This is a genomic window from Paenibacillus sp. FSL R5-0636, assembly GCF_037974255.1.
GTDB classification, from domain to species: domain Bacteria; phylum Bacillota; class Bacilli; order Paenibacillales; family Paenibacillaceae; genus Paenibacillus_AQ; species Paenibacillus_AQ odorifer.
Map to the genome: position 1 here is coordinate 5,044,776 of NZ_CP150232.1, position 20,925 is coordinate 5,065,700.

A 20,925-nucleotide genomic window follows, 5' to 3' on the forward strand; every position below is an offset into this window, starting at 1 on the left:
CGGTTTACGCACCTTCTACAGGGAAGCTAAGTATAAGACAGATCATAACGTTTCCAAATCGTCCTTTGGGGAATCGTCCTTCGGGGACACATGGTATCCTGATCCTTTCTCTAATTTTATAAGTTCTGTTTACATTATACCACGGAGCCACCCTACTCTAAACAGTTTGCCAGAAAAAAGCAGGAATCACTCTGTACTCCGCAGCAAACGGTTGATTGTTTCACGTCTTACACCGATCAATTGCCCTATTTCTTCCTGGGTCAATAACTCTGTTAGCGCTGCGCCATGAGAATAGTCATTAAACCAGCGGGTTAGCAATTCCATACGTTCTGCAGGTGTACCTACAGTAAGATGATCCAGCCGTGTTTGCATAAACCGTACCTTCTCCTGAAGCAGTCTGGCGATTTCCATCGCTTGACCAGGATCATCCCGCAGCTGTTGATACCATTCTGCTGATGGAACTGCCTCCACCTCGCTCTTCATCATCGCAACTGCCGTTCCATGCGCCTCCTTTGGCGAAATGAGTGAATGATGGGGAACCATCTCACCAGGATACAGGATGTTAAATAACACCATGTTCCCATTCTCATGAAGTCTTGTGACCTTGAACAGCCCGCTTTTTACCTTAAATAAAAAATCACAGCTGTCTCCTTGGCGGAACAAGACTTCCCCCTTATGTAATATCATCTCGCTCGCTCCTTTTCCTTCTGATTATATATATTTTCAATTATATAAAATTAAACCTCATTTATGGAGATAAATCTACCTATGGGCGAGGAAAGGGGTAGATTAAAGTCCATGCAAAAACTGCTGGACACCAGAATGAAAATTCTGGCACCCAGCAGTTCAATTTACTTATAAAGTTACTTTGCTTCAAGCGGTTTCTTCCATAATCCGAGCATCAATCCGGAGATGACCGAACCGATCAGAACAGCCAACAGGAACAACAGCGCGTGGCTTGAAAGGGCAGCTACAAAGATCCCGCCATGCGGAGCCGGCACGTTGATATTCCAAAGTTGTGTAAGACCTCCAGCAACGGCCGAACCAAGAATACAAGAGGTTAGGACACGAAGCGGATCGGCTGCGGCGAATGGAATGGCCCCTTCTGTAATGAACGATAAGCCCAGCACATAGTTCGTTAAGCCTGATTTACGTTCTTCTTCCGTGAATTTATTCTTAAAGAAAGTAGAAGCCAGTGCTATTGCAAGTGGAGGTACCATCCCCCCCGCCATTACAGCAGCCATCATGAAGCCGTTGGTATTGCCACTGGTAGTGAATACACCGATGGCAAAAGTATAAGCAGCTTTATTGAAAGGTCCACCCATATCTATGGCCATCATGCCACCGAGAACCAGGCCCAGAATAACAGCATTAACAGTTCCAAGATCATTAAGCCAATCGATCAGTCCGACATTGATCCAGCTAAAGACCGGATCGAACAGGTAATACATCAATCCACCGGTAATTAGAAGCCCGAATACCGGGTATAACAGGATCGGCTTCAGTCCGTCAAGTGTTTTAGGCAGACCTGCAAATACTTTACGTAGTCCGATAATTACATAACCCGCCAAGAAACCAGCAGCCAGCCCGCCGAGGAACCCAGCATTGGAATTCAAGGCCATGTAGCCCCCAACCATACCTGGCATCAGAGCCGGACGATCACCAATGCTAAGCGCTATAAATCCAGCAAGGACTGGAATTAGGAAATGGAAGGCACCATCTCCGCCACCGATTGTCTGCAGTAACTGGAACAGCGGATGATCTGCTCCACCTACTTGTTCAATCAGGAAGGAGATTGCTAGCAGAATACCGCCACCGACTACAAACGGAAGCATGTGGGAGATCCCATTCATTAAGTCCTTATATATTTTACTGCCGATACTGCCAGATTTCTCTTTAGACCCTTCGTCATTGCCACCGCGACCTTCATTGTGATAGATCGGCGCTTCCCCATTCATAGCTTTACGAATAAGCTCTTCCGACTTACGGATGCCATCACTTACCGGTCTTTGCAGTACAGGTTTACCGTCAAAACGGGCCATTTCCACCTTTTTATCAGCTGCAACAATTACACCGCTTGCACGCCGAATCTCATCAGGGGTGAGTACGTTTTTGGCCCCTTCTGAACCATTCGTCTCTACACGGATATTAACTCCCATTTCTAGAGCTTTTTTCTTAAGGGCATCTTCAGCCATAAAAGTGTGCGCAATGCCTGTAGGACAAGCAGTTACAGCTACGACAAAAGCTTGGGAATCCGGGTTGCCCACGATTACACGTTCAGGCTCTGACTTTGCGGCAGTTTCAGCGGCTTCGTTCTCTTTCTCCTTAGCTTCGCCTTCCGCCTGCTTGGCATCAAACAAAGCTGATACCTCATCCGGAGTCTGAGTATTCATAAGCTGTTCAATGAACTCGCTATCGATCAGTAGTCTGGACAATGAGGCCAGTGTACGAAGATGCATATTGCCTGCTCCTTCTGGAGCGGCAATCATAAAGAAGATACGTGCTGGCTCATCATCAAGGGATTCAAACTCCACTCCCTTTGCGCTCTTAGCAAATACAACCGTCGCTTCATTTACCGCTTTAGTCTTAGCGTGCGGCATCGCGATACCGCCACCAATCCCAGTACTGGATTGCTCTTCGCGCTTCAAAATCATCTCTTTAAAAAGGATCGGATCATTAATTCGGCCACTAGCAGCAAGACTTGCAATCAATTCATCAATTGCAGCTTCCTTAGTTGTAGCTTTTAGATCCATGATCATAGTTTCTTTTATCATTAAATCCGTTATTTTCATCATGTTCAACTCCCTTAAGTACTTTGAATGCTGTCGGCTTACACTTCTGAGATTTGGATCAGCGGTCTCAGCTGTTCAATGAATTCTCTATCCGCTAAATCATCAGAGAATGCGGTTGCACTGCCCGAGGCAACGCCTGCACGGAACGCCTCCAACAAGTCTCCTGTCAAAGACAGTGTCCCTACAAAACCAGCGATCATGGAATCCCCTGCACCTACAGAATTTTTTACTTTACCTTTTGGTGCGTTGGCGTGGTATACCCCTTGCTCCGTAATGAACAAAGCCCCTTCACCCGCCATGGAAACCAGTACATGTTTCGCTCCTGCATCCAGCAGCTTGCGTCCATAAGTAACAATCTCTTCCCTCGTGTCTATTGTTACGCCGAATAGCTCTGCAAGCTCATGATGGTTCGGTTTAACCAGCAATGGCTGATACGCCAGCGCTTTTTGAAGTGCAGCACCAGTAGTGTCAATGACGAATTCCGCTCCACTCTGTTTGCACACAGATATAAGCTTGTCATAGAAATCTGCACCCAGTGATGGGGGAACGCTTCCCGACAAAATCACTACATCCTCCGCGTTCAGAGCAGCCAGCTTTTGTAATAGTGCATCGGCTTCCGGATCAAGAATGGCGGGTCCAACACCGTTAATCTCCGTTTCTTCTCCATGCTTGAGCTTGATGTTAATCCGCGTATCATCAGAAACAAACACGAAATCGCTTGAAATTGATTCTTCGTGTAACCAATCCTCAATATATCGGCCGGTGAAGCCGCCAAGGAATCCCATAGCCTTATTCTGAACCCCAAGCTGTTTAAGCACTCGGGATACGTTAATCCCCTTCCCTCCGGGAAGCTTCAAATCACGTTTCATCCGGTTCAAGTCACCCAGTCTCAAATCTTCCACTTCCACGATATAATCAATGGAAGGATTAAGCGTTACAGTATAGATCATGATTATCCCTCAATTATGTTGGTTTTCTAAGCCATAGATTACCGATCAAAAATACGGCATCTGTAATTTCTCCAAACGATCACACGGTAATTCATAATTGCTTATCCTATATAGAATTTATACCAGCGTGAAATCCACACCCAATTGCGTGATCTCACGGATGAATTTGTCAGACGCTCCTGAATCTATAATGCAATGATCCATTTCCGTCACATCAGCAACCTTGCTAAAGGATACCTGCCCCAGCTTACTGTGATCTGCCAGTAGAATAACTTGCTTGGCGACTGCGATCATTTTGCGTTTTGTAGCTGCCTCTAACATGTTCGGGGTTGTGATGCCTTCCCGCAAATCCAGTCCATTAGTAGCAAGAAAAGTTTTATCCACTCTCACCATATCTAAGGAACGTTCTGTCATCGGTCCAACAAAAGCCATCGTATCCGGGCGAAGCATACCACCTGTAATTGAGACTTCGATATTGCGGCAATCCCGCAGCTCATTCAGCGCCATAATCGAGTTCGTAATGACTTTGATATTCGAAAAGTTCTTCAGCTCTCTGGCAATCTGCAGTGTTGTTGTTCCTGCATCAAGCAGTATAGCGTCACCCTCCTGAATCATCTCCACTGCTTTGCGGGCAATCCGTTGCTTCTCATCCAATAAATGATCTTCCTTATCAGGATAAGCCGCCTCAAAATTGACACTCTGCAAGGAAACTGCTCCGCCATGAGTACGCTTTAATAGCTTGGCTTCTTCCAGCTCCTTCAGATCACGGCGCACAGTAGACTCGGATACGCCCATTTCCTGACTTAGCTCCTGTACAGAAGCTCTTGAGTTTTTTTCCACAAAAAGCACGATTTTTTGTTTTCTCTCTTCCTCAAACATCATCGTGGCTCGCTCCTTTATGTGAGAGCGCGACCTGTACAATTCCTTGCGCTCATCTATGAATTTTCTTGACCGTTAATTGATTATATGTGACCGTTATTGATCGTTTGTGCTCGTTTATGATTTTAACAGCGTTTTCATCCTATGTAAAGTGCTAAAAAGAGACAGTGCAAAATTACATCCCAATTGCCTATCTCATATACGGCATTTATAACATATTAATAATACATACCGGGAAAAGCGGGTGATCAGAAATGGCCAATGGAAGAAACCGTGGGAGAAATAACGGTAACAGCAATGCTAATAAGAATGGGACCACCAATAACACTAATCCAGTGGAATCCGCAGAACTTAGCGCTGAGGATTATGAGATCATCGCAGCTGGACTTGTAGCATTAGGTGAGATTTTTTCCTTTTTATCTCTTGTTAAAGCAAGACAAGTTACCAAAGAAACTGGAGGCGAGGAGGTAGTTCCTGAAATCTTCACTTTATCCACTAGAAAATCTCATAAACGAAAATCAAGATAATCCACGAAAAAAGCAGCGAAGTAGTGATATACCCTTGTTATATTGCGATCTTTTTACTTGGCGTAACCTTTGTAACTAGAACCTCTATATGGGTATGCCAAGAACTACCTATAAGGAATTACCCGCTTTTGAATCAATACTTGTAAATTAGGGTTATTAAACTACATAGATATAAATTTGAATTTTGGGGGATGTTTTTATTGCCACAACAGAAGTATTTTCGGACAAGCCTTGCTATTATCGCCTTTTTACTGATTTTGTACTTAGGCTCCAAAGTAATGTTTCTCTTCGCGCCACTAGGTGCCATTTTCAAATTATTACTTGTTCCCATGATGTTATCAGGGTTTATGTACTACCTGCTGCGTCCGTTAGTAAGAATCCTAGAGAAAAGAAAATTAAACCGGGCGTTCTCCATCCTGCTCATTTATTTTCTGATTGCGGGCTTGTTCGTTCTCTTCTGGATTCTAGTCTGGCCGACACTGCAAGAACAAATTCAGAACTTTATTGATAACACTCCCTACCTCGTGCAAGGTTTGCAGGATCAGTTCAATGCATTGAGGGAGAATCCGACACTGTCACGTTTTTTCAAAGGGGATTCTGACGTCGCGGCCCGTTTATCAGAATTTCTTAGCGATACTATTACCTGGGTTACCAATTCCATGTCCAATTTGATTGGCGTTGTTTCCAGCATTGTAGTGTTAATCGCCACTTTGCCCATCATTCTGTACTACATGCTAAAAGATGACTATAAGCTATCGCCTAAACTTCAAGGCTTAATTCCGAGAAAATATCGGAAGGAAGGCCAAGAGATGCTTGGAGATATCGACAGCGCATTAAGCAGCTTCATCGTCACACGTGTGGTGCTAAATGTCGTACTCGGTATTATGTTATATATAGGATTCCTTATCATCGGACTGCCTTACTCCCTGTTACTCGCCGTAATTTCAGTGCCTCTTAACTTCATTCCATATGTGGGTTCATTCTTAGCAGCGATTCCGGTAATAATAGTAGGTTTCATTGAATCACCGACGATGGCCATATGGTCTCTAGTCATAATTTTCATTGCCCAGCAGATCCAGGATAATGTACTCTCACCGATTATTTACGGAAAATCATTGGATGTTCATCCACTGACTACGGTCATCCTTGTCCTTATAGGTGGAGACTTCTACGGTATTATCGGAGTTCTTATTGCGCTCCCTGTTTATATGATTATAAAAATTGTTTTCCTGCGCGTGTATGAGATTATTATTGCAGACCGTAAAGATGAAGCTGAGCCTATCAAAAAAGAGGAGCTATAACGGTTGTGATCTACTTCGTGAACGGGCGGAGCTTAACTATAAAATAAAAAAGGGTACGTCTCCAATCACTCGGAGTCGTACCCTTTTTTATTCTTTACAGGTTCCTGAAATCACCCTCGTAAAGAACGAACTACAAAGATGTGATTGCCCTTCATCAGGTTTTGGCCGTTCTGAAGTGTAACTGAACCTTTCGTATGTGAGGTAATAATCGTATTAAAGGCAATAAGCTGATCCTCTTTCCAGACGCTGACCGCCGATTTAAAATACACTGCATTGTCAAATTGCTGCCGATCCCTCATCACATAACCCACGGAATGGAGAACTGGAGGCAGCGCTCTTTCTTTTGGAGCCAGAGCCTTAATAACAACAATATCCCGAAACGGCACAGCAATTTCCTGATGGCCAATGACCGCCACCGATGCGGAAAGGTCCCATTTGCGCAGGATTCCCTTCATAATGGTATAAGGTTTCTCTCCGCAGTACATTATAACGGGTTTACCTACCCAATGCTTCATAGCTACCTCCCCTTCGCATCACTCCATAAATTATAAGTCCGGAATGAACCAATCTATTCCTTCCATACCCTGCGACTCTAGAAATTGATTGGCCTTCGAGAACGGACGACTGCCAAAGAATCCACGATGCGACGAGAGAGGGCTTGGATGAGGTGATTGCAGCACCTTATGCCGGCTTTGGTCGATGAAAGCACCTTTTTTCTGCGCATGACTCCCCCATAATATAAATACCATGGGCGTAGTTCTTTCATTCAGCTTTTGCATTATGGTGTCTGTGAATGTCTCCCAGCCCAGACCTTTATGTGAACCCGCCTCACCCTCACGTACCGTCAGTACGGTGTTCAGCAACAACACTCCCTGCTCTGCTAAGTGCAATAAAGAGCCGTGGTTCGGAACAGGCACACCGACGTCCTCCTTCAGCTCTGCATAAATATTGCGCAGTGACGGAGGGATACGTACCCCCGGATTGACAGAGAAGCTTAGTCCGTGAGCTTGTCCGGGACCATGATAAGGATCTTGACCTAAAATAACTACACGAGTCTCCTTATAAGGCGTTAGTTTTAATGCTGTGAACAATAATTCTTTTGGCGGATAAACGGTATGTTCCTTATATTCTTCTGTTAGTACATCCATTAATTTTAAAAAATAGGGCTTTTGCATTTCATCCTGCAATACCTCATCCCAATCGTTGCCAAACATCCCCAAACTCCTCCTTTAACCGAAACCATAGCGATATAGTTTTTTATTTCCGACCATAATCCGCTTTGATTTCGCCCCACTCTTTTGTGTGCCACTTGAGCACCTTATTGTCATATGTATTGGTTTGCAACCAACGCTCTGCCCGATCAATAAGCACCCAAATTTCCTCTGTTGAAGAATCGCGCGGCAAGGTTGTTGCCACCTTCTTCTGCTTCACCCACTTCATTGCATTTACAGAATCACTGTAAACCGTTTTATCGCTTCCCTCTTTCTTCAACAACGCCAAGGCATGGACAATCGCTAAAAATTCACCTAAATTATTAGTGCCCTTTTTGATCGGACCACAGGAGAAAATGATATCTCCCGTTTGTGTATCTACACCCTTATATTCAACAGGCCCCGGATTACCACGAGTCCCCACATCTACTGAAATACTGTTGTAATCAATCTCCTCAGAGGTCTCTACTGTAGCACTGCGTTTAAAAGAACTTGTCCCCTTAGACTTTGCTGCACCAGCTGCCCCTGTTCCCCAATTCCCCTTCCAGCCAGCTTTATATGCCGCATCAGCTGCTGCTTTGGATTCATAGGATTTATATTTTGCACCGGTATAATGATCTGTCTGTGCCTGGCATTCTGCCCAAGTGCTATAGACTCCCGGTTGTTTACCTTCCCAGACTACATAATATTTCTGCTTGGCCATGGATAATGCTCCTTTTCTACTGCCTGTACTTATTGTAATCCATATTGCTCGTGAATTCATCGGATAAATCACATTTTTCAGGTCATACTATACGCCAGAGATGTCCAGGCCTATATTACCATTTGTAGATTGATTGGTAAATTACTAACTAATCACTCTATAGTAAGCTCGAAGGATATCGGTACAATTACTTAGGGAGGTTATACAGATGAGAAAGATAGCAAGTGTTGCTGCGGTATTTGCTTTTGTGTTAATGGTCGGATGTGGAAATGCAACAGATAATGCTAATAATGCTACTGCAACAAGCACTCCTGAGAACACAAATAACGCGGGTACCACTAATAATGCAGGCACCGCTAATAATCAAAATAACACCACAGATGCTGTAACCTCAGCTTCCGTAGTAGATAATGAAGAAGCCTTCAAACGCGCCATCAGTCCAGAGGGAACCTGGATTGCTGCCACACTTAAAGACTTAACCTTCACCGAAGATCTCGTCGTGGATGGAGAATTCATGAATAAAGAGGAACCCGCCAGAAAAATTGCTCTATACACACAAGATGCGGATCACAACATCACCAACTCCTTCAAACTGACTGCTCCAAAATTGACCATCAAGAGTAAAAACGCCCGTATTCAAGGCGGCACTTTTATTGGAGATGTATACGTAGAAGCGGATGGTTTTACCCTGGTGAACGCAACCGTTGAAGGCAATGTCTACTTCGCAAACGATCAATATAAATCCACCTTTAATTCATCCGATCAAGGAAAAGTAACTGGTGTTACAGAAGTGAAAAAATAAGATTCAACCCCAAAAAGGTGATCTGAAGTCGTTAAGACTTGAGACCACCTTTTTTATATACACCCTTATTCTTGATAAAAACCATCTTTGAAAAAATTGTACCATCCCTCGACGGTTTCGATTGGGAAACCCTCTAACTTCTTCATAACTTCCCTTGCAAATTCTAAAGCAGCCGTACCATTAGCAGTAATGATATGTTCACTCGAAACTGCCTGTTTTTCTATATAATTTGCATCTCCTTTATAATTAGGAGCGTTTTGTTTTAAATAATCCAATGAATTTCCGGTATGCGGTATGTTGTCTAAATAGCCATGTTCAGCCAAAAAAGTTGTAGCGTCACATATAGCGGCAATAGGTACACTCTCCTGCAAACATTTTTCAATCACTGGAGTAATAGCTGAATTATCTTTCCAGCCTGTGCCACCGATTAAAATTAACATTTCATACTGAACAGGTAAACTGTCTAAAGTATAGTCAGGTACAACAGTAAATCCACCCATAGATTTGACATTGTCGCTAGTTAAAGCAACTGTGCTTACTTTAAATTCACTCTCCGGCTTATTTAGTTCGGCACTAATATATCCGCTTTCCCAATCAGCGTAGCCATTGGATAGAAACATCAAAACTTCTTTTTTCATATATTAGCACTCCCTTTAAGTTCTAACGTCACTTCCGCCACTTCTCGCCCATTTACCAGCAGCACAATCCGGTGCTCTCCTGGATAATGACGCCGAGTTGTTAAATCAGCCCAACGATGTGTCCGTTTACCTGACAGAATTCTACCTCCAGGTACGGTCTTATCCGATAACAAAAAAGATTTACGAGAGGTTCGACCTGCCGCTTTCACGAAATAGATTCCGTATTCAATCCGAATCCGTGCCGGAGCTCCCTCACGAACTTGAAGCTTATACTGTAATTCAGAGCTCTCGCCAATGGTCAGGATAGAAGGTTCCAATAGAATTGAAGCACTCGTTATAAGTGGAGTAGCTTCGTCTGTCTGCTCTGCGTATCCGAATAAAGCCATAATCTCTGGCTCAGCTTTACGAATCAAAGAACGGCAGCCGTGCCGCACAATCCAGTCTGTATCGGGATGTGTTCCCTTCCAGCGCCGAGCGGTATCGAGCACCACTTCCGGATGATCCTTCGCAATATCATTCAAATTATTAGCGACACTTTTACGCACATACAGGGATGTATCCGCCTTAAGCTGCTCAAGTACAGGTAATACCGGAGCCGGGTCAAGCTTGAACATGGGGAGCGCCTGTCCCCAAGGCAAACGAGGCCGACAGCCTTCACTAGCCAGCCTACGTACATGCTCATCAGGGTGCTTCGCCCATATCTGCATTTGAGCCATCATCCGCTCTGGTTCCCGCAAAAGAAACGGCCTAACTGCAAATTCAGCCGATGATTTCGCTGTGAATCTTTCCAGCGCCTGCATAGACAACGCCCAATGTTCGTCTCCTTGGCCATATACCTCAACGAAATCCGGAAAAATTAAATACGGAAATCCTACACATTCCTCAGCAATGGCGAATAGGATAGCCAGCGCTTCCTCATAAGGAAGCTGTAAGTGGCTGCCCAACGTCTCGGTGATCCGCCGCATTCTTGCCTTCAGCTCAAGCGTATCCCACGGTTCAGTCATGGCTGAGCTTACAAATGCCTCAGTATCGAAGACACTATGTACGCCACGAATCTTTTCGCCGAACTCACGCAGAAATTGTTCATTGTACATTGCTTTTAAAGGTTCAGCCATTCGATAATCCCTCATTTTCATCTTTAGATCAGCAAACGTGATTCTGTCAGGAAATCGTAGCACACCCAATTTGACAACAGTATGTCAACTTTGGCAGCTAAGAATTAATTAGTACCTTTACCTCTTCAATCCCTTGTTGGGCTCGACTGTTTAACGCACGTTTATCTTTAAGGTTATGTTCTTTAAGTTCGTGTCCAGGATCAATGACCAGCGGCTGTGAGATTACATCCTCGAGGATTTGAACAGCAACCTTACATCCTTGAAATAACAGTTCTTTTGTGATCACTTGATTATGAGAACGAATGATTTCAAGCATTTTTTCCGCATAAATCAGTCTAACCAAACTATCGGCGCTCATAATATTCCGCGAAGCAAAAGAAGCCACTTTTTCCACAATCCAGCTATCCTGATAATTCCGCGAGATGGATTCCAGTATCGTAATCGCATCCCAGTCCCGTATCGACAACTGCTTGACGTGCTCCGTGGCCCATTCCTGCAGCCATTCCAGCTCCACTTCTCTTGGAATTTCAAAACTCTTGTACTCCTTAAGCACTCCTGCTTTATGCATATTTAAAAAATGACCCAAAAACTGAATGTACAGCTCCTTGGCTCTTTGTGTCTGTTCCGTCATCTGGCAATCATCCTTTCATTATCCAAATCATATCCATTCCCCGGTTTCTTTTCAAATTAAAAAGATAAAAAAGGACAGGTAGCGAAATCATCGCAATACCTGCCCTTTAATAACTTCGGGTTATGGTAAATAGTTTGCTTCAACCGGAGGGGTTTTCTCCACTATTTTCAGTTCTAGTCCTCCGAATCTCTTCGCCAGCTTGTTATATACCAGCGCTACCAGCATACCCACCAAACCATAAATGAGTATCAAAATAACCGGCATAATCAAATAAGGGATACCCATAACAACCATAAACGTCTCTTTAATGATAAGCCCGACCACCACCATCCCTAAACCTACTATAAACAATAGCAGTGTAGGAATGATCATAAAATAGATAGTCGTTTTAAAAAAACTCTTTTTGTTAATTTCCAGCACTTCATAGTCTTTCATTATGTAATCCCCTTAATTTATTTAGAGTGGTAAAATTACCCTCTTTGTTTCATTAAAGATGATCTTAAATACATTTTCAACCAAATTTCTCATATTTTCGACTTTTACCAAAGAATTCTTCCTAAAACTCAACGATAAATCATGGTAAAATAACTCCTATGGTTTAATATATCATCATGTACAAGATGTCACCGGAGGGAATAACATGCCACAAACACTAGTGAAAAACATTGATTTTTTTATAGCTGCCTTATCCCAAACCTATATTTCTGCGCTACAGCTTGATCCTGATGGAATGTATTCAGAGGTTGCTTCAGGAATTGTTGAACTGTTCTCTGATGAACAAGTACGGCTGAGAAGATATGACGGATCAGTATCCCATTATGCAAGAGACAACACCAAATTTCAGCGATGACAAAAGGACGTGAACTGGAAAAAGGTCATTGTGAATGATCCTCTTCCAGCTCACGTCCTTACTCACTCTGCACACAACTAATCTAGCACGATCCATTCGCCTTCAGCATCCGCTGACTTCATTTCTGCTTCCACGATTCTTAGAGACTCCGCTGTACTCTCTGGTGTACAAATAATGATAGGCTTATCCTGAATAATGACATCCAGAAAATATACAAGCTCCCTATAGTAGCCAACATCCGGCGAAAGTTCCGCTAAATAGCCTGCCCCGTCGTTCGGATTGACCTTGACCTCGCTGCCGTCAAACACTATATTTCCTCGTTCAAAATTAACCCGATACCCCATGTAAAACCCAAAATCACCTTCCAGCGTCCAATCCACCTGAGCATTAATTACTTTTGCATCCTTATAAAAATAGTGAGTCGATGCGATATCATATCCGCTTCCCGGAAGGACATTACGTCCTAAGGATGATACTTTATCCGGTCTGCCGAACAGATAGTTAATCATATCCGTATCGTGAATATGCATATCCATAATGCCTCCACCGCTTAGTGTCTCATCAAGAAACCAATCCTTAGGAGCACCAGATCCCCTGTAAAAATACCCTTCCGTGACCTGACCGAACTGCCCGCTCTCTATCACTTCTTTTAAATACTCATACCCCGGCCAAAAACGGAGACAATGTCCGATCATCAGTTTTTTCCCACAGCGGACTGCCGTCTCCACCATTTTCAGCGCTTGTGCGGAAGTTCTGGCCATCGGTTTCTCACAAAATACATGATATCCACGTTCCAGCAGCGAACAAGTCATTTCCGCATGCAGATAAGTAGGAACCGCAATGTCGATCATATCCAGTTCCTCACTGGCTATCATTTTCTCCAGATCATCGTATAGATTGTAAGCTGACAAATCATAGACTTCCTGGGCAGTGCTCATATTCCCGGCTGCTTTTCCATCCTTTAATTCCTCAATTCGCAAATCACAGATGGCTTTAAGGGCAATGGGCTGCCCCTCTTCCGTTAAGCGCACATAATTATCAAAATGCATCCGGCCCATAAATCCAAAACCGATCAAACCTATTTTCAACATCGTGAAGTCTCCTTTACTAAAAATATGGCACTTAAAGTATCCGTATCCAGGTACCTTCCTGATCAGCCGATTGGATTTCAGCCTCAATGATTTCTATGGACTGAGCCGCACTTTCAGGCATACATAGGGTCACTGGCTCATCGTTCTGAATGACTTTTAAGAAATATACCAACTCTCTGTAATATCCGGTATGCGAAGAAAGCTTCGCAATGAACCCCGGTTGACAATTAGGATTCACCTTAACTTCCGCGCCATCGAAGACTACATTCCCCCGTTCAAAATTAATCCGATAGCCCATGTAAAAACCAAAGTCGCCTTCCAGTGTCCAGTCCGCTTGGGCATTGACTACTTTTCCATCCTGATAAAAATAATGAGTGGAGACGATATCATAGCCACTTCCCGGTAAAACCTTCCGCCCAAGCGTTGATACTTTATCCGGTTTTCCGAATAAGTGATGGATGATGTCCGTATCGTGTACATGCATATCCAGCATACAGCCACCACTTAGCTCATCATTGACCAGCCACCCTTTAGGAGCACCGGAACCCCGGTAAAAATAAGCCTCTGTCACTTCACCGAACTCACCGCTAGCTATGATCCCCTTCAAATATTCATATCCCGGCCAGAAGCGAAGACAATGGCCAATCAGCAATTTTTTTCCGCTGCTTTGCGCCGCCGCTACCATCTTCCAAGCTTCTGCGGAATGTCTCGCCATCGGCTTTTCACAGAACACATGATACCCTCGTTCCAGCAGCGAACAAGCCATTTCAGCATGCAAGTACGTAGGTACTGCAAGGCTAATAGCATCTAGTTCTTCTTTTTCGAGCATATGCTCCAAATTCTCATAAAGGTTGTAAGGGGATAAATCATATACCTCGTGGGCCGTGTTCATATTTCCCGCGGATTTAGTATGTTTAAGGACTTCAATCTGGGGGTCACAAATGGCAACCAGAGAAATCGGATGGCCGTCTTCCTGCAATTGAACATACTGATCAAAGTTCATTCGGCCCATAAATCCAAAGCCCACCAGCCCCACTCTGAGCACAGCCTTCACCTCTCTTAAACTTAGTAACTAGTGCGTCCTAAAATAGCATCCATCGCTGCAGAAGTATTAAAAATGAGTTGCTCCGAATAATGCGTGTATGGCGGTATCATTTCTCCAGTAACATAATTGCTGTAGCCGATCTCTTGCAGTGCTTCCATGACAGCAGGATAATCCACATCCCCAGCAAGTAGATCAACAAATCCATGAAGTCCTCCCGCTGCCCGGCGGTAATCTTTGAAATGCACCTTCTTGATTCTATGGCCTAGAATCCGTATCCACTGCTCTGGATAACCAGAATGAACGATATTCCCTACATCCAGATAGGAACCTACATAATTGGAGCCTACAGCATCTATAAAAGAACGTAATTCGAGCGGAGACAGCAGGAATTTATTCCACACATTTTCAATCCCAATAGAAACACCCGCCATTTTTGCATCCTGAGCTAGATCACTGATCGCCTTCAAGGCTCGATCATAAGCTTTTTCATAATCGACTACTTCACAGCCCTCAATAAAATCGACACCAACCGCACCAGGAATGACAAGAATCGTATCTACGCCAAGTGTTGCGGCCAGCTCCAATTGTTTTTTACATACATCGATAGCCTTCGTCCGGTTCGCCGCGGATTCACTTGTCATGGCATATGACCAATATAGTCCTGTCGCCAGTCCTGCAATTTCTAACCCCATCTCCTGAATGGAATTTCTGATCTTAATAGCTTCTTTCTCAGTGGTTTGCAGGCCAAGTTCACCTGATTCATTCAAAGACAATTCAATTCCATCGAACCCCGCCGCTTTAGCCAGACGTGCACATTCTTCGATCTCAGTACCTTCGCGAAACGACCAAATGTTTATTCCCTTTTTCATCTAAATCCTCCTCAAATTTGTTATTTTCCGTCTTTTAAGATCCTGCCCTAAATACCCTTATATCCTTGATTTATTTATATTATAATAGATTGTAAGTTAGATTTATTTAGGTGAACAAGAGATTTTTTGCACGATTCCGGTCTATTTAGTAAATCATTTTATACTGTATGGGAGGTTTATTCGTGGCTGAAAAAGAACCCCGTTATCCCCTGAGAAAACAGGTCCCTTCCCGGGAGTGGTCACCTGGCATTCACTACGCACAATTCCAAACCCTCTCACCTTGCCTCTTTCCAAGAAGAAGATTGTATGATTTCGAGCTGCTATACGTTCGCCAGGGGAAATTATCAACAAAAATGGATACGGAGGAATATATCCTGAATTCAGGACAACTGATATTCCTTTCTTCCGGGGTATATCATCAGAATGCGATTGTGTCAGATTCGGAAACCAAACTCATTGGGATCCATTTTGATTTTTTTGGGGAATCGATTATTACAAGCGATGAAGACATGCTGGTCAATGAGGAGGAGGTTATGGCCGAGAAGTTTGCCTTGGAAGCTGTGACCGCTCCTTTTATGCCATTGTCACAGGAGCCCATTTATACCCCGCCACCCGAATGTATTCATGCGATGGAACAGCTCGTGCATGAATTTACGATGCGGCCTGCCGGTTATGAATGGGTCTGTCGGGGGTTACTGCTCGGCATTCTAACCTCGCTGCTCCGAACACAAAGCTCCCGAAATGCAGCCAAATCTTCCGTTCATACCGGGCGGATCAGAGCTTTAATCGACGAGATGGATTCAAAGCTAGCTGACCGCTGGAGTAATAAATTCATGGCTGGTGCCATGAATATGCATGAAGACCATTTCTCCAAGCTATTTCGTGAGGTGGCTGGCATGCCTCCTGGTGAATATCTCCGTTCCATCCGGCATCGGGAAGCACGCAAGCTGCTGCGCGAAACGGATTGGCCGATTGAACAGGTCGGTGATAACGTTGGTTATCCTGATATCCATTATTTCAGCAGGGTATTTACTGCGAATGAGGGGATTTCTCCGCGGGCTTATCGCAAAATGTCCCGGATACTCTAGATACGGAAAACTCAAAATATCTCAATCCAAGTGAGAAAAACCTGCCAAAAACATTGAGGGGGATGGATCATCTGCTTTGTATGATACCTGTGGGGGCCGATAAACAATATACATTGTACGGTGAGATGTGCAATATGCGGGGCGGCGAACGTTCGTGTTTTCTGCGTTAATGCAGTATGCGGGGACGGCTCTAAAACTAATTAGGGAAAAACTCCCTGAAAATAATCAATATTCGCTCTAAATGAACGAAATCAGGGAATTCCTCCCTAATAATAAGAGGAATTTCTATAATTGCTATCAAATCAGCTAAACTTTAGGGAGATTTTCCCAATCACTCCATCGAAGCGGTACAATTCAGGAAAGTTGGAGATAACAGCAGCCGGAAGTCTAATTATTCGCCGTAGTTACGGCTGACTCTTAGTGTGTGATCTCAAATTGAAACCACACACTTTCCATCCCACCCAACTCTATTTCTTGGATCACAGCGTTATCCATCAGGATCGTCGTCTTTTGGATCTCGGAAGTGTTATTTACGGCACAATATCGACCCGTCTCAGGATACGCATGACATTCAACATTCGGATTCACTGAGAACCATGAATACAACTGCTCCTCTTGATGTGCAGCCCAAAAGATCGCTCGGCTGAGTAGTCTGGTATTCTGAATACTGTACGGAAGTCCAGCGATATAAACGCCCCGACCCTGACCAAATGAATTCACGGCAAGATTGCAGCTGCCTTGGTGCACATCCAATATTTCTGCTCCGGCCTCCGCTTGATAAACCATGGTCATCCCTTCACCATAATCGATCTCACCTTCCAGATCTTCCGTTATGAAATGATCCTGCACAGGCGTTACCTTGGCCTTATTGATGCTTGCTGTAAATCCAATCTCCTTCTGAACCCCTAGAATATCCGCTAGTTGAAAAAGAACCCCTTGATGTTCATAAGCTGATGGATCACCAATCCCAATAAAACCGCCCCCTTGATCCACCCACTCACGGAGTGTTGCCACAACTTGCGGATCGCTCCATTGATCTCCACCGCTCCAAGAGGTATGGACATCACCCGCGTTAATAATCACACCGATACTAGGATCAATCCCACTTAACCTGATGTCATCAAAGCTTATAAACTCAATGTCGAACGGCAAGCCCGCCAATGACTCTAATGCCCCTATGTAGGAATAACATCTTTGATTCCATAAAGAATGAGCCACTTGATGTGTCTGCCAGCTTCGAAGGGAACCCCAGGTATTCAGAACCGCTACTTTAAAAGGAGCTTTAAAAGGCTGTGTCCCTTCTGCATTAGCATGAATCCCTTTGAACTGCGTCGCAATCTCTGTCACATGATCTATAAAATCCGGGAATTGATGCGCTAGACTCAAATATCCGCCATACCCCATCCTGCCAACTGGTTTGCGCATGAGCGCACGCCGGCATTTGATCCAGATCGGCATGGACTCTCCGACAGGGTCTCCCCCTTCAAAAAAGACATCTGGAAAGAAATAAGGATAGAAACGTGCCTCGGTATCCTTAATAGGTATATCCGCAATCATACGGGTTGTAACGCCATCTCCTGCTGCCCCAACCACTGCGTCGAGCCCGATCTCCGGAAAATATTTGCCATAAGGTTCTGTGCCAGCCCAGTGATCTCCAAAAAACATAATCGCTTTCTTCCCGAAATCATGCACCATATCTACACATTGTTTGGCATAACCTGCGATGAATTTCTGATTGAAGTCCATCCAGTCCAGATATCTTTGGGTCGGGTTCTTAAATGGTGTGTTATATCGCCCCTGATCCACAAAATCTTCTGCAGTCAATCGGTACCCATAAGCTTGTTCGAATTGCTCTAACGCAAGTGGACTTACACAACTCAGATAGCCAAACCAATTTACCTGTTTCTCCTTACCTTCCTTGTTAAATATCAAATCAAAATTATAAAAGAAGGTCGTAAAACGAACGATATCAGTCTTGGGATGTTTCTTCAGCCAATCTTCCAGCACCTTCAAAACATGCTCTTGAGCCTCGGGATAACGAATATCCAACGGTAAACGATGCTCCTCATCCCAATCATTCGTGATGTGATTGTACATGGAGACTGGCTCCCATTTCTGGTAGGCCAAGAAACTGACCGTATATTTGTGAAATTGTACCGCCTGCTCAAGTGTGACAATCCCCTCTGCATAACTCCAACATTCAGAAGGTAATACTTCTCCTGTAGTCCGGTTTACAACCTGCCAATATTTTTTTATATCCACATCTGTGTTAGGACTAAATTGATCGGCAAAATAATCAGCCATAATATCGATGGTCTTCACCTTTGAAGTTACTATTACTGGAGCAGACATCAGATAAATCTGCTGTCTATATTGCGGATGCTGCTTCGCCCACTCGTTGTCCTCACGGACGAGACAAAGCGTTGAATAAATTTGCAGACCCATGTCGAGAATGTCCTGCGATAGATTCGTGCCATCACTGTCACGTACGGCATCTACACCCCATCTTTCGACGAGATCACCTATGACCTCTTCCATCCCTGTTTCACCAGGCAGTGTAAATCTTCCTTTGTCCACGTAAATTCCCTCCATGTCTTTGTTGTTCAGCCCTTAATTCCGCCTGCGCTTATTCCTTGGAGCAATTGCTTTTGTCCTATCACATATAAAAGAATTGTTGGAATCAGCACTAGGATCAGCGCGGCAAATAGTGCACTCCAATCTGTAGCATAACGTTGAACCTCAAAAAGATTGGCTAAACCTACTGGCAATGTTTTTTTGCTATCACTTTGAATTAAGACCAATGCCAGCGGATACTCATTCCAAAAGCCCATCGCTGCCAGCATACAGACCGTCACAATCCCCGGTTTAGCAAGCGGCGCAACAATTCTGACGAGCACTCCTGTGTTGCCACAACCGTCAATCTTAGCGGCTTCTTCATAATCTCTAGGGACGGACCTCAGAAATCCACTTAATACAAAGATGGCAAAGGGAAACTGCAGAACAGCGTAGATCAAACTGAGCATCCCGCGATTGTCCAACATCCCGAATGAATTCACCTGCAGAAATAAAGGAACCATAATGTAGGAGGCTTGCAGAAAGATACAGGCCATATAAAGGTTAAGGATTAGTTTGGAGCCCCAAAACTTAAATCTCGTTAAGACATAAGCCATAGGAACCACAAAAATAACTAAAATCGCCGTGGATAACACCACAAGAAAGATAGAGTTCAGGAAATAACTCCCCATCTTGGATTTCTGAAAAGCGCGTACATAGTTATCAAAGTGTAAGGCTTGTGGAAAGGAGAAGGGGTCGGTCAGAAATTCCGTATTGCTTTTAAATGAAGCTAAGAGATTCCATACAAACGGATATAACAAAACAATGGTGGCTACAATCAGAAACAGCCGTGTGATCCAGTTGGCAATATTCATTTTTAGAAGACTTTGTTGATTGCTCGTCATCCTTCTCCCCTACCCTTCTGCTCGATTTGTAAGTAGTCTGGACAGAAAAGAAAGCACAAAGGCGAACACCAGCGTAAATATAGCTATGGCCATGGCATAACCAAAGTTCGCATTCTGGAAGGCCTGCGTGTACATGTAGTGGAGTAAAACAGTAGTTCCACCTGCCGGACCACCGCCAGTCATTACAGTTACAACTATAAAACTTAAATTGATCGTACCTGCCAGGGACAACACAAACGTAATGCCAATAATATCTTTTAGCAGAGGGATCGTAATACTGGTAAGCTTCCGGAAATATCCCGCACCATCAATAGTCGCCGATTCAAACACATCCGCAGAAATCCCATCAATCGCAGCGATGTACATGACCATATAATAACCAACCGCTTGCCAGATCAGTGTAACGGCTACACACCACAATGCTGTTCGGCTATCTCCAAGCCAAGGTCTGCTCAGTTGATCTAATCCGATGCTCTCCAGAATATTATTCAAAATGCCCATGTTGGGATGAAACACAAAGGACCAGATAATTCCGACTACCGTCAAAGAGATGATACTTGGGAAAAAGAATACGGTTCGGTAAAATCCTCTTTCCTTCAGCTTCGTCTGCGTTAATAGAAAAGCAAGCACCAGCCCAAAAATCAATGTAATTACTGGCACAACCAGCATCAGTTTAAATGTATTGCTCAGAGCTTTGAGGAACATCTCATCTTGAAACATATATTTATAGTTATCCAAAAAGATAAACTTGTTCTCATCACTCATCCCGGTGGCATCCGTAAAAGACATAAAAAATGCCCGAAAGGTTGGAATAATCATAAATACGAGGGTTAACAAGAGCGTAGGAATCGTGCATACCGCTATGAATAGCTTAGGATTTCTGGTTTTCGCTGTCCTAATCTTTGATTTTCTCTGTCTAGGAGCTACTTCTGCCAGCTGCATTTCAGACATCTTTCTCACTCCTCTTCATACAAA

The 20,925-nt window shown here is 43.9% G+C and carries 22 protein-coding genes; 5 read left to right on the forward strand and 17 right to left on the reverse strand.

The window, feature by feature from the left end; translation table 11 throughout:
• Nucleotides 1-186 precede the first annotated feature (186 nt).
• The 4 genes from MKX34_RS23020 to MKX34_RS23035 form a co-directional block, all read right to left on the reverse strand.
• Entirely contained in the window at nucleotides 187-687 is a 501-nt protein-coding gene (locus tag MKX34_RS23020) for a Crp/Fnr family transcriptional regulator (RefSeq protein ID WP_036682996.1), read from the reverse strand.
• 176 nt (nucleotides 688-863) lie between these two features.
• The gene (locus MKX34_RS23025; RefSeq protein WP_038572586.1) at nucleotides 864-2,792 is read right to left on the reverse strand and encodes a fructose-specific PTS transporter subunit EIIC; all 1,929 of its coding nucleotides are present in this window, start codon (nucleotides 2,790-2,792) and stop codon (nucleotides 864-866) included.
• Between the two features lie 38 nt (nucleotides 2,793-2,830).
• Nucleotides 2,831-3,742 (reverse strand): 1-phosphofructokinase, encoded by a 912-nt coding sequence (gene pfkB / locus MKX34_RS23030; RefSeq protein ID WP_076104357.1) that lies wholly within the window; start codon nucleotides 3,740-3,742, stop codon nucleotides 2,831-2,833.
• A 117-nt stretch (nucleotides 3,743-3,859) separates the two neighbouring features.
• On the reverse strand, nucleotides 3,860-4,624 hold the full coding sequence (locus MKX34_RS23035; protein ID WP_305953507.1) for a DeoR/GlpR family DNA-binding transcription regulator: 765 nt from the start codon (nucleotides 4,622-4,624) through the stop codon (nucleotides 3,860-3,862).
• A 251-nt stretch (nucleotides 4,625-4,875) separates the two neighbouring features.
• On the opposite strand from MKX34_RS23035, the gene MKX34_RS23040 reads away from it, so the two are divergent.
• On the forward strand, nucleotides 4,876-5,148 hold the full coding sequence (locus MKX34_RS23040; RefSeq protein ID WP_036683002.1) for a hypothetical protein: 273 nt from the start codon (nucleotides 4,876-4,878) through the stop codon (nucleotides 5,146-5,148).
• A 191-nt stretch (nucleotides 5,149-5,339) separates the two neighbouring features.
• Nucleotides 5,340-6,449, forward strand: a complete 1,110-nt coding sequence (locus MKX34_RS23045; protein ID WP_036683003.1) for an AI-2E family transporter — start codon at nucleotides 5,340-5,342, stop codon at nucleotides 6,447-6,449.
• A 110-nt stretch (nucleotides 6,450-6,559) separates the two neighbouring features.
• Here the strand turns inward: MKX34_RS23045 and MKX34_RS23050 are convergent, their stop codons facing one another.
• From MKX34_RS23050 to MKX34_RS23060, 3 genes are read right to left on the reverse strand one after another with little or no spacing between them, the layout of a single operon-like run.
• A complete protein-coding gene (locus MKX34_RS23050; RefSeq protein ID WP_036683006.1) occupies nucleotides 6,560-6,964 on the reverse strand; it encodes a hypothetical protein in 405 nt (134 codons plus the stop codon).
• 30 nt (nucleotides 6,965-6,994) lie between these two features.
• Nucleotides 6,995-7,663, reverse strand: a complete 669-nt coding sequence (ung, locus tag MKX34_RS23055) for a uracil-DNA glycosylase (RefSeq protein WP_036683009.1) — start codon at nucleotides 7,661-7,663, stop codon at nucleotides 6,995-6,997.
• A gap of 43 nt (nucleotides 7,664-7,706) precedes the next feature.
• Nucleotides 7,707-8,363, reverse strand: a complete 657-nt coding sequence (locus tag MKX34_RS23060; protein WP_038572590.1) for a ribonuclease H family protein — start codon at nucleotides 8,361-8,363, stop codon at nucleotides 7,707-7,709.
• A 208-nt stretch (nucleotides 8,364-8,571) separates the two neighbouring features.
• Here MKX34_RS23060 and MKX34_RS23065 point away from each other — a divergent pair, with 208 nt between their 5' ends.
• Nucleotides 8,572-9,165 (forward strand): hypothetical protein, encoded by a 594-nt coding sequence (locus MKX34_RS23065; protein WP_036683014.1) that lies wholly within the window; start codon nucleotides 8,572-8,574, stop codon nucleotides 9,163-9,165.
• 65 nt (nucleotides 9,166-9,230) lie between these two features.
• Here MKX34_RS23065 and MKX34_RS23070 read toward each other — a convergent pair whose 3' ends face one another.
• The 4 genes from MKX34_RS23070 to MKX34_RS23085 all read right to left on the reverse strand — a co-directional run bounded on the left by MKX34_RS23070 (nucleotide 9,231) and on the right by MKX34_RS23085 (nucleotide 11,984).
• On the reverse strand, nucleotides 9,231-9,803 hold the full coding sequence (locus tag MKX34_RS23070) for a type 1 glutamine amidotransferase family protein (RefSeq protein ID WP_038572592.1): 573 nt from the start codon (nucleotides 9,801-9,803) through the stop codon (nucleotides 9,231-9,233).
• Nucleotides 9,800-10,918, reverse strand: a complete 1,119-nt coding sequence (locus MKX34_RS23075; protein ID WP_036683017.1) for a hypothetical protein — start codon at nucleotides 10,916-10,918, stop codon at nucleotides 9,800-9,802. Before MKX34_RS23075 ends, MKX34_RS23070 begins: the two co-directional genes overlap by 4 nt.
• Nucleotides 10,919-11,015: 97 nt before the next feature.
• Nucleotides 11,016-11,549, reverse strand: coding sequence for a hypothetical protein (locus MKX34_RS23080; protein ID WP_036683019.1), 534 nt, complete (start codon nucleotides 11,547-11,549; stop codon nucleotides 11,016-11,018).
• Nucleotides 11,550-11,669: 120 nt separating this feature from the next.
• Nucleotides 11,670-11,984 carry a hypothetical protein gene (locus tag MKX34_RS23085; RefSeq protein WP_076273031.1) on the reverse strand — a complete coding sequence of 105 codons (315 nt, stop codon included), beginning with the start codon at nucleotides 11,982-11,984 and terminating at the stop codon, nucleotides 11,670-11,672.
• A 205-nt stretch (nucleotides 11,985-12,189) separates the two neighbouring features.
• Here MKX34_RS23085 and MKX34_RS23090 point away from each other — a divergent pair, with 205 nt between their 5' ends.
• A complete protein-coding gene (locus MKX34_RS23090) occupies nucleotides 12,190-12,399 on the forward strand; it encodes a hypothetical protein (RefSeq protein ID WP_036683023.1) in 210 nt (69 codons plus the stop codon).
• A 77-nt stretch (nucleotides 12,400-12,476) separates the two neighbouring features.
• Here the strand turns inward: MKX34_RS23090 and MKX34_RS23095 are convergent, their stop codons facing one another.
• From MKX34_RS23095 to MKX34_RS23105, 3 genes are read right to left on the reverse strand one after another with little or no spacing between them, the layout of a single operon-like run.
• The gene (locus tag MKX34_RS23095) at nucleotides 12,477-13,490 is read right to left on the reverse strand and encodes a Gfo/Idh/MocA family oxidoreductase (RefSeq protein ID WP_076104354.1); all 1,014 of its coding nucleotides are present in this window, start codon (nucleotides 13,488-13,490) and stop codon (nucleotides 12,477-12,479) included.
• Between the two features lie 31 nt (nucleotides 13,491-13,521).
• Entirely contained in the window at nucleotides 13,522-14,535 is a 1,014-nt protein-coding gene (locus MKX34_RS23100) for a Gfo/Idh/MocA family oxidoreductase (protein ID WP_076275081.1), read from the reverse strand.
• A 20-nt stretch (nucleotides 14,536-14,555) separates the two neighbouring features.
• Nucleotides 14,556-15,404 (reverse strand): sugar phosphate isomerase/epimerase family protein, encoded by an 849-nt coding sequence (locus MKX34_RS23105; protein WP_076296305.1) that lies wholly within the window; start codon nucleotides 15,402-15,404, stop codon nucleotides 14,556-14,558.
• A gap of 182 nt (nucleotides 15,405-15,586) precedes the next feature.
• Here MKX34_RS23105 and MKX34_RS23110 point away from each other — a divergent pair, with 182 nt between their 5' ends.
• Nucleotides 15,587-16,492 (forward strand): AraC family transcriptional regulator, encoded by a 906-nt coding sequence (locus MKX34_RS23110; RefSeq protein ID WP_076296304.1) that lies wholly within the window; start codon nucleotides 15,587-15,589, stop codon nucleotides 16,490-16,492.
• A 417-nt stretch (nucleotides 16,493-16,909) separates the two neighbouring features.
• Here the strand turns inward: MKX34_RS23110 and gnpA are convergent, their stop codons facing one another.
• The 3 genes from gnpA to MKX34_RS23125 are packed head-to-tail and all read right to left on the reverse strand — an operon-like array spanning nucleotide 16,910 to nucleotide 20,901.
• A complete protein-coding gene (gene gnpA / locus MKX34_RS23115) occupies nucleotides 16,910-19,069 on the reverse strand; it encodes a 1,3-beta-galactosyl-N-acetylhexosamine phosphorylase (RefSeq protein ID WP_218642111.1) in 2,160 nt (719 codons plus the stop codon).
• A gap of 26 nt (nucleotides 19,070-19,095) precedes the next feature.
• Nucleotides 19,096-19,950: a carbohydrate ABC transporter permease gene (locus tag MKX34_RS23120; RefSeq protein WP_076134560.1), complete on the reverse strand. Its 855-nt coding sequence runs from the start codon at nucleotides 19,948-19,950 to the stop codon at nucleotides 19,096-19,098.
• Between the two features lie 9 nt (nucleotides 19,951-19,959).
• Nucleotides 19,960-20,901 (reverse strand): sugar ABC transporter permease, encoded by a 942-nt coding sequence (locus MKX34_RS23125; protein WP_235219487.1) that lies wholly within the window; start codon nucleotides 20,899-20,901, stop codon nucleotides 19,960-19,962.
• Nucleotides 20,902-20,925: the final 24 nt, after the last annotated feature.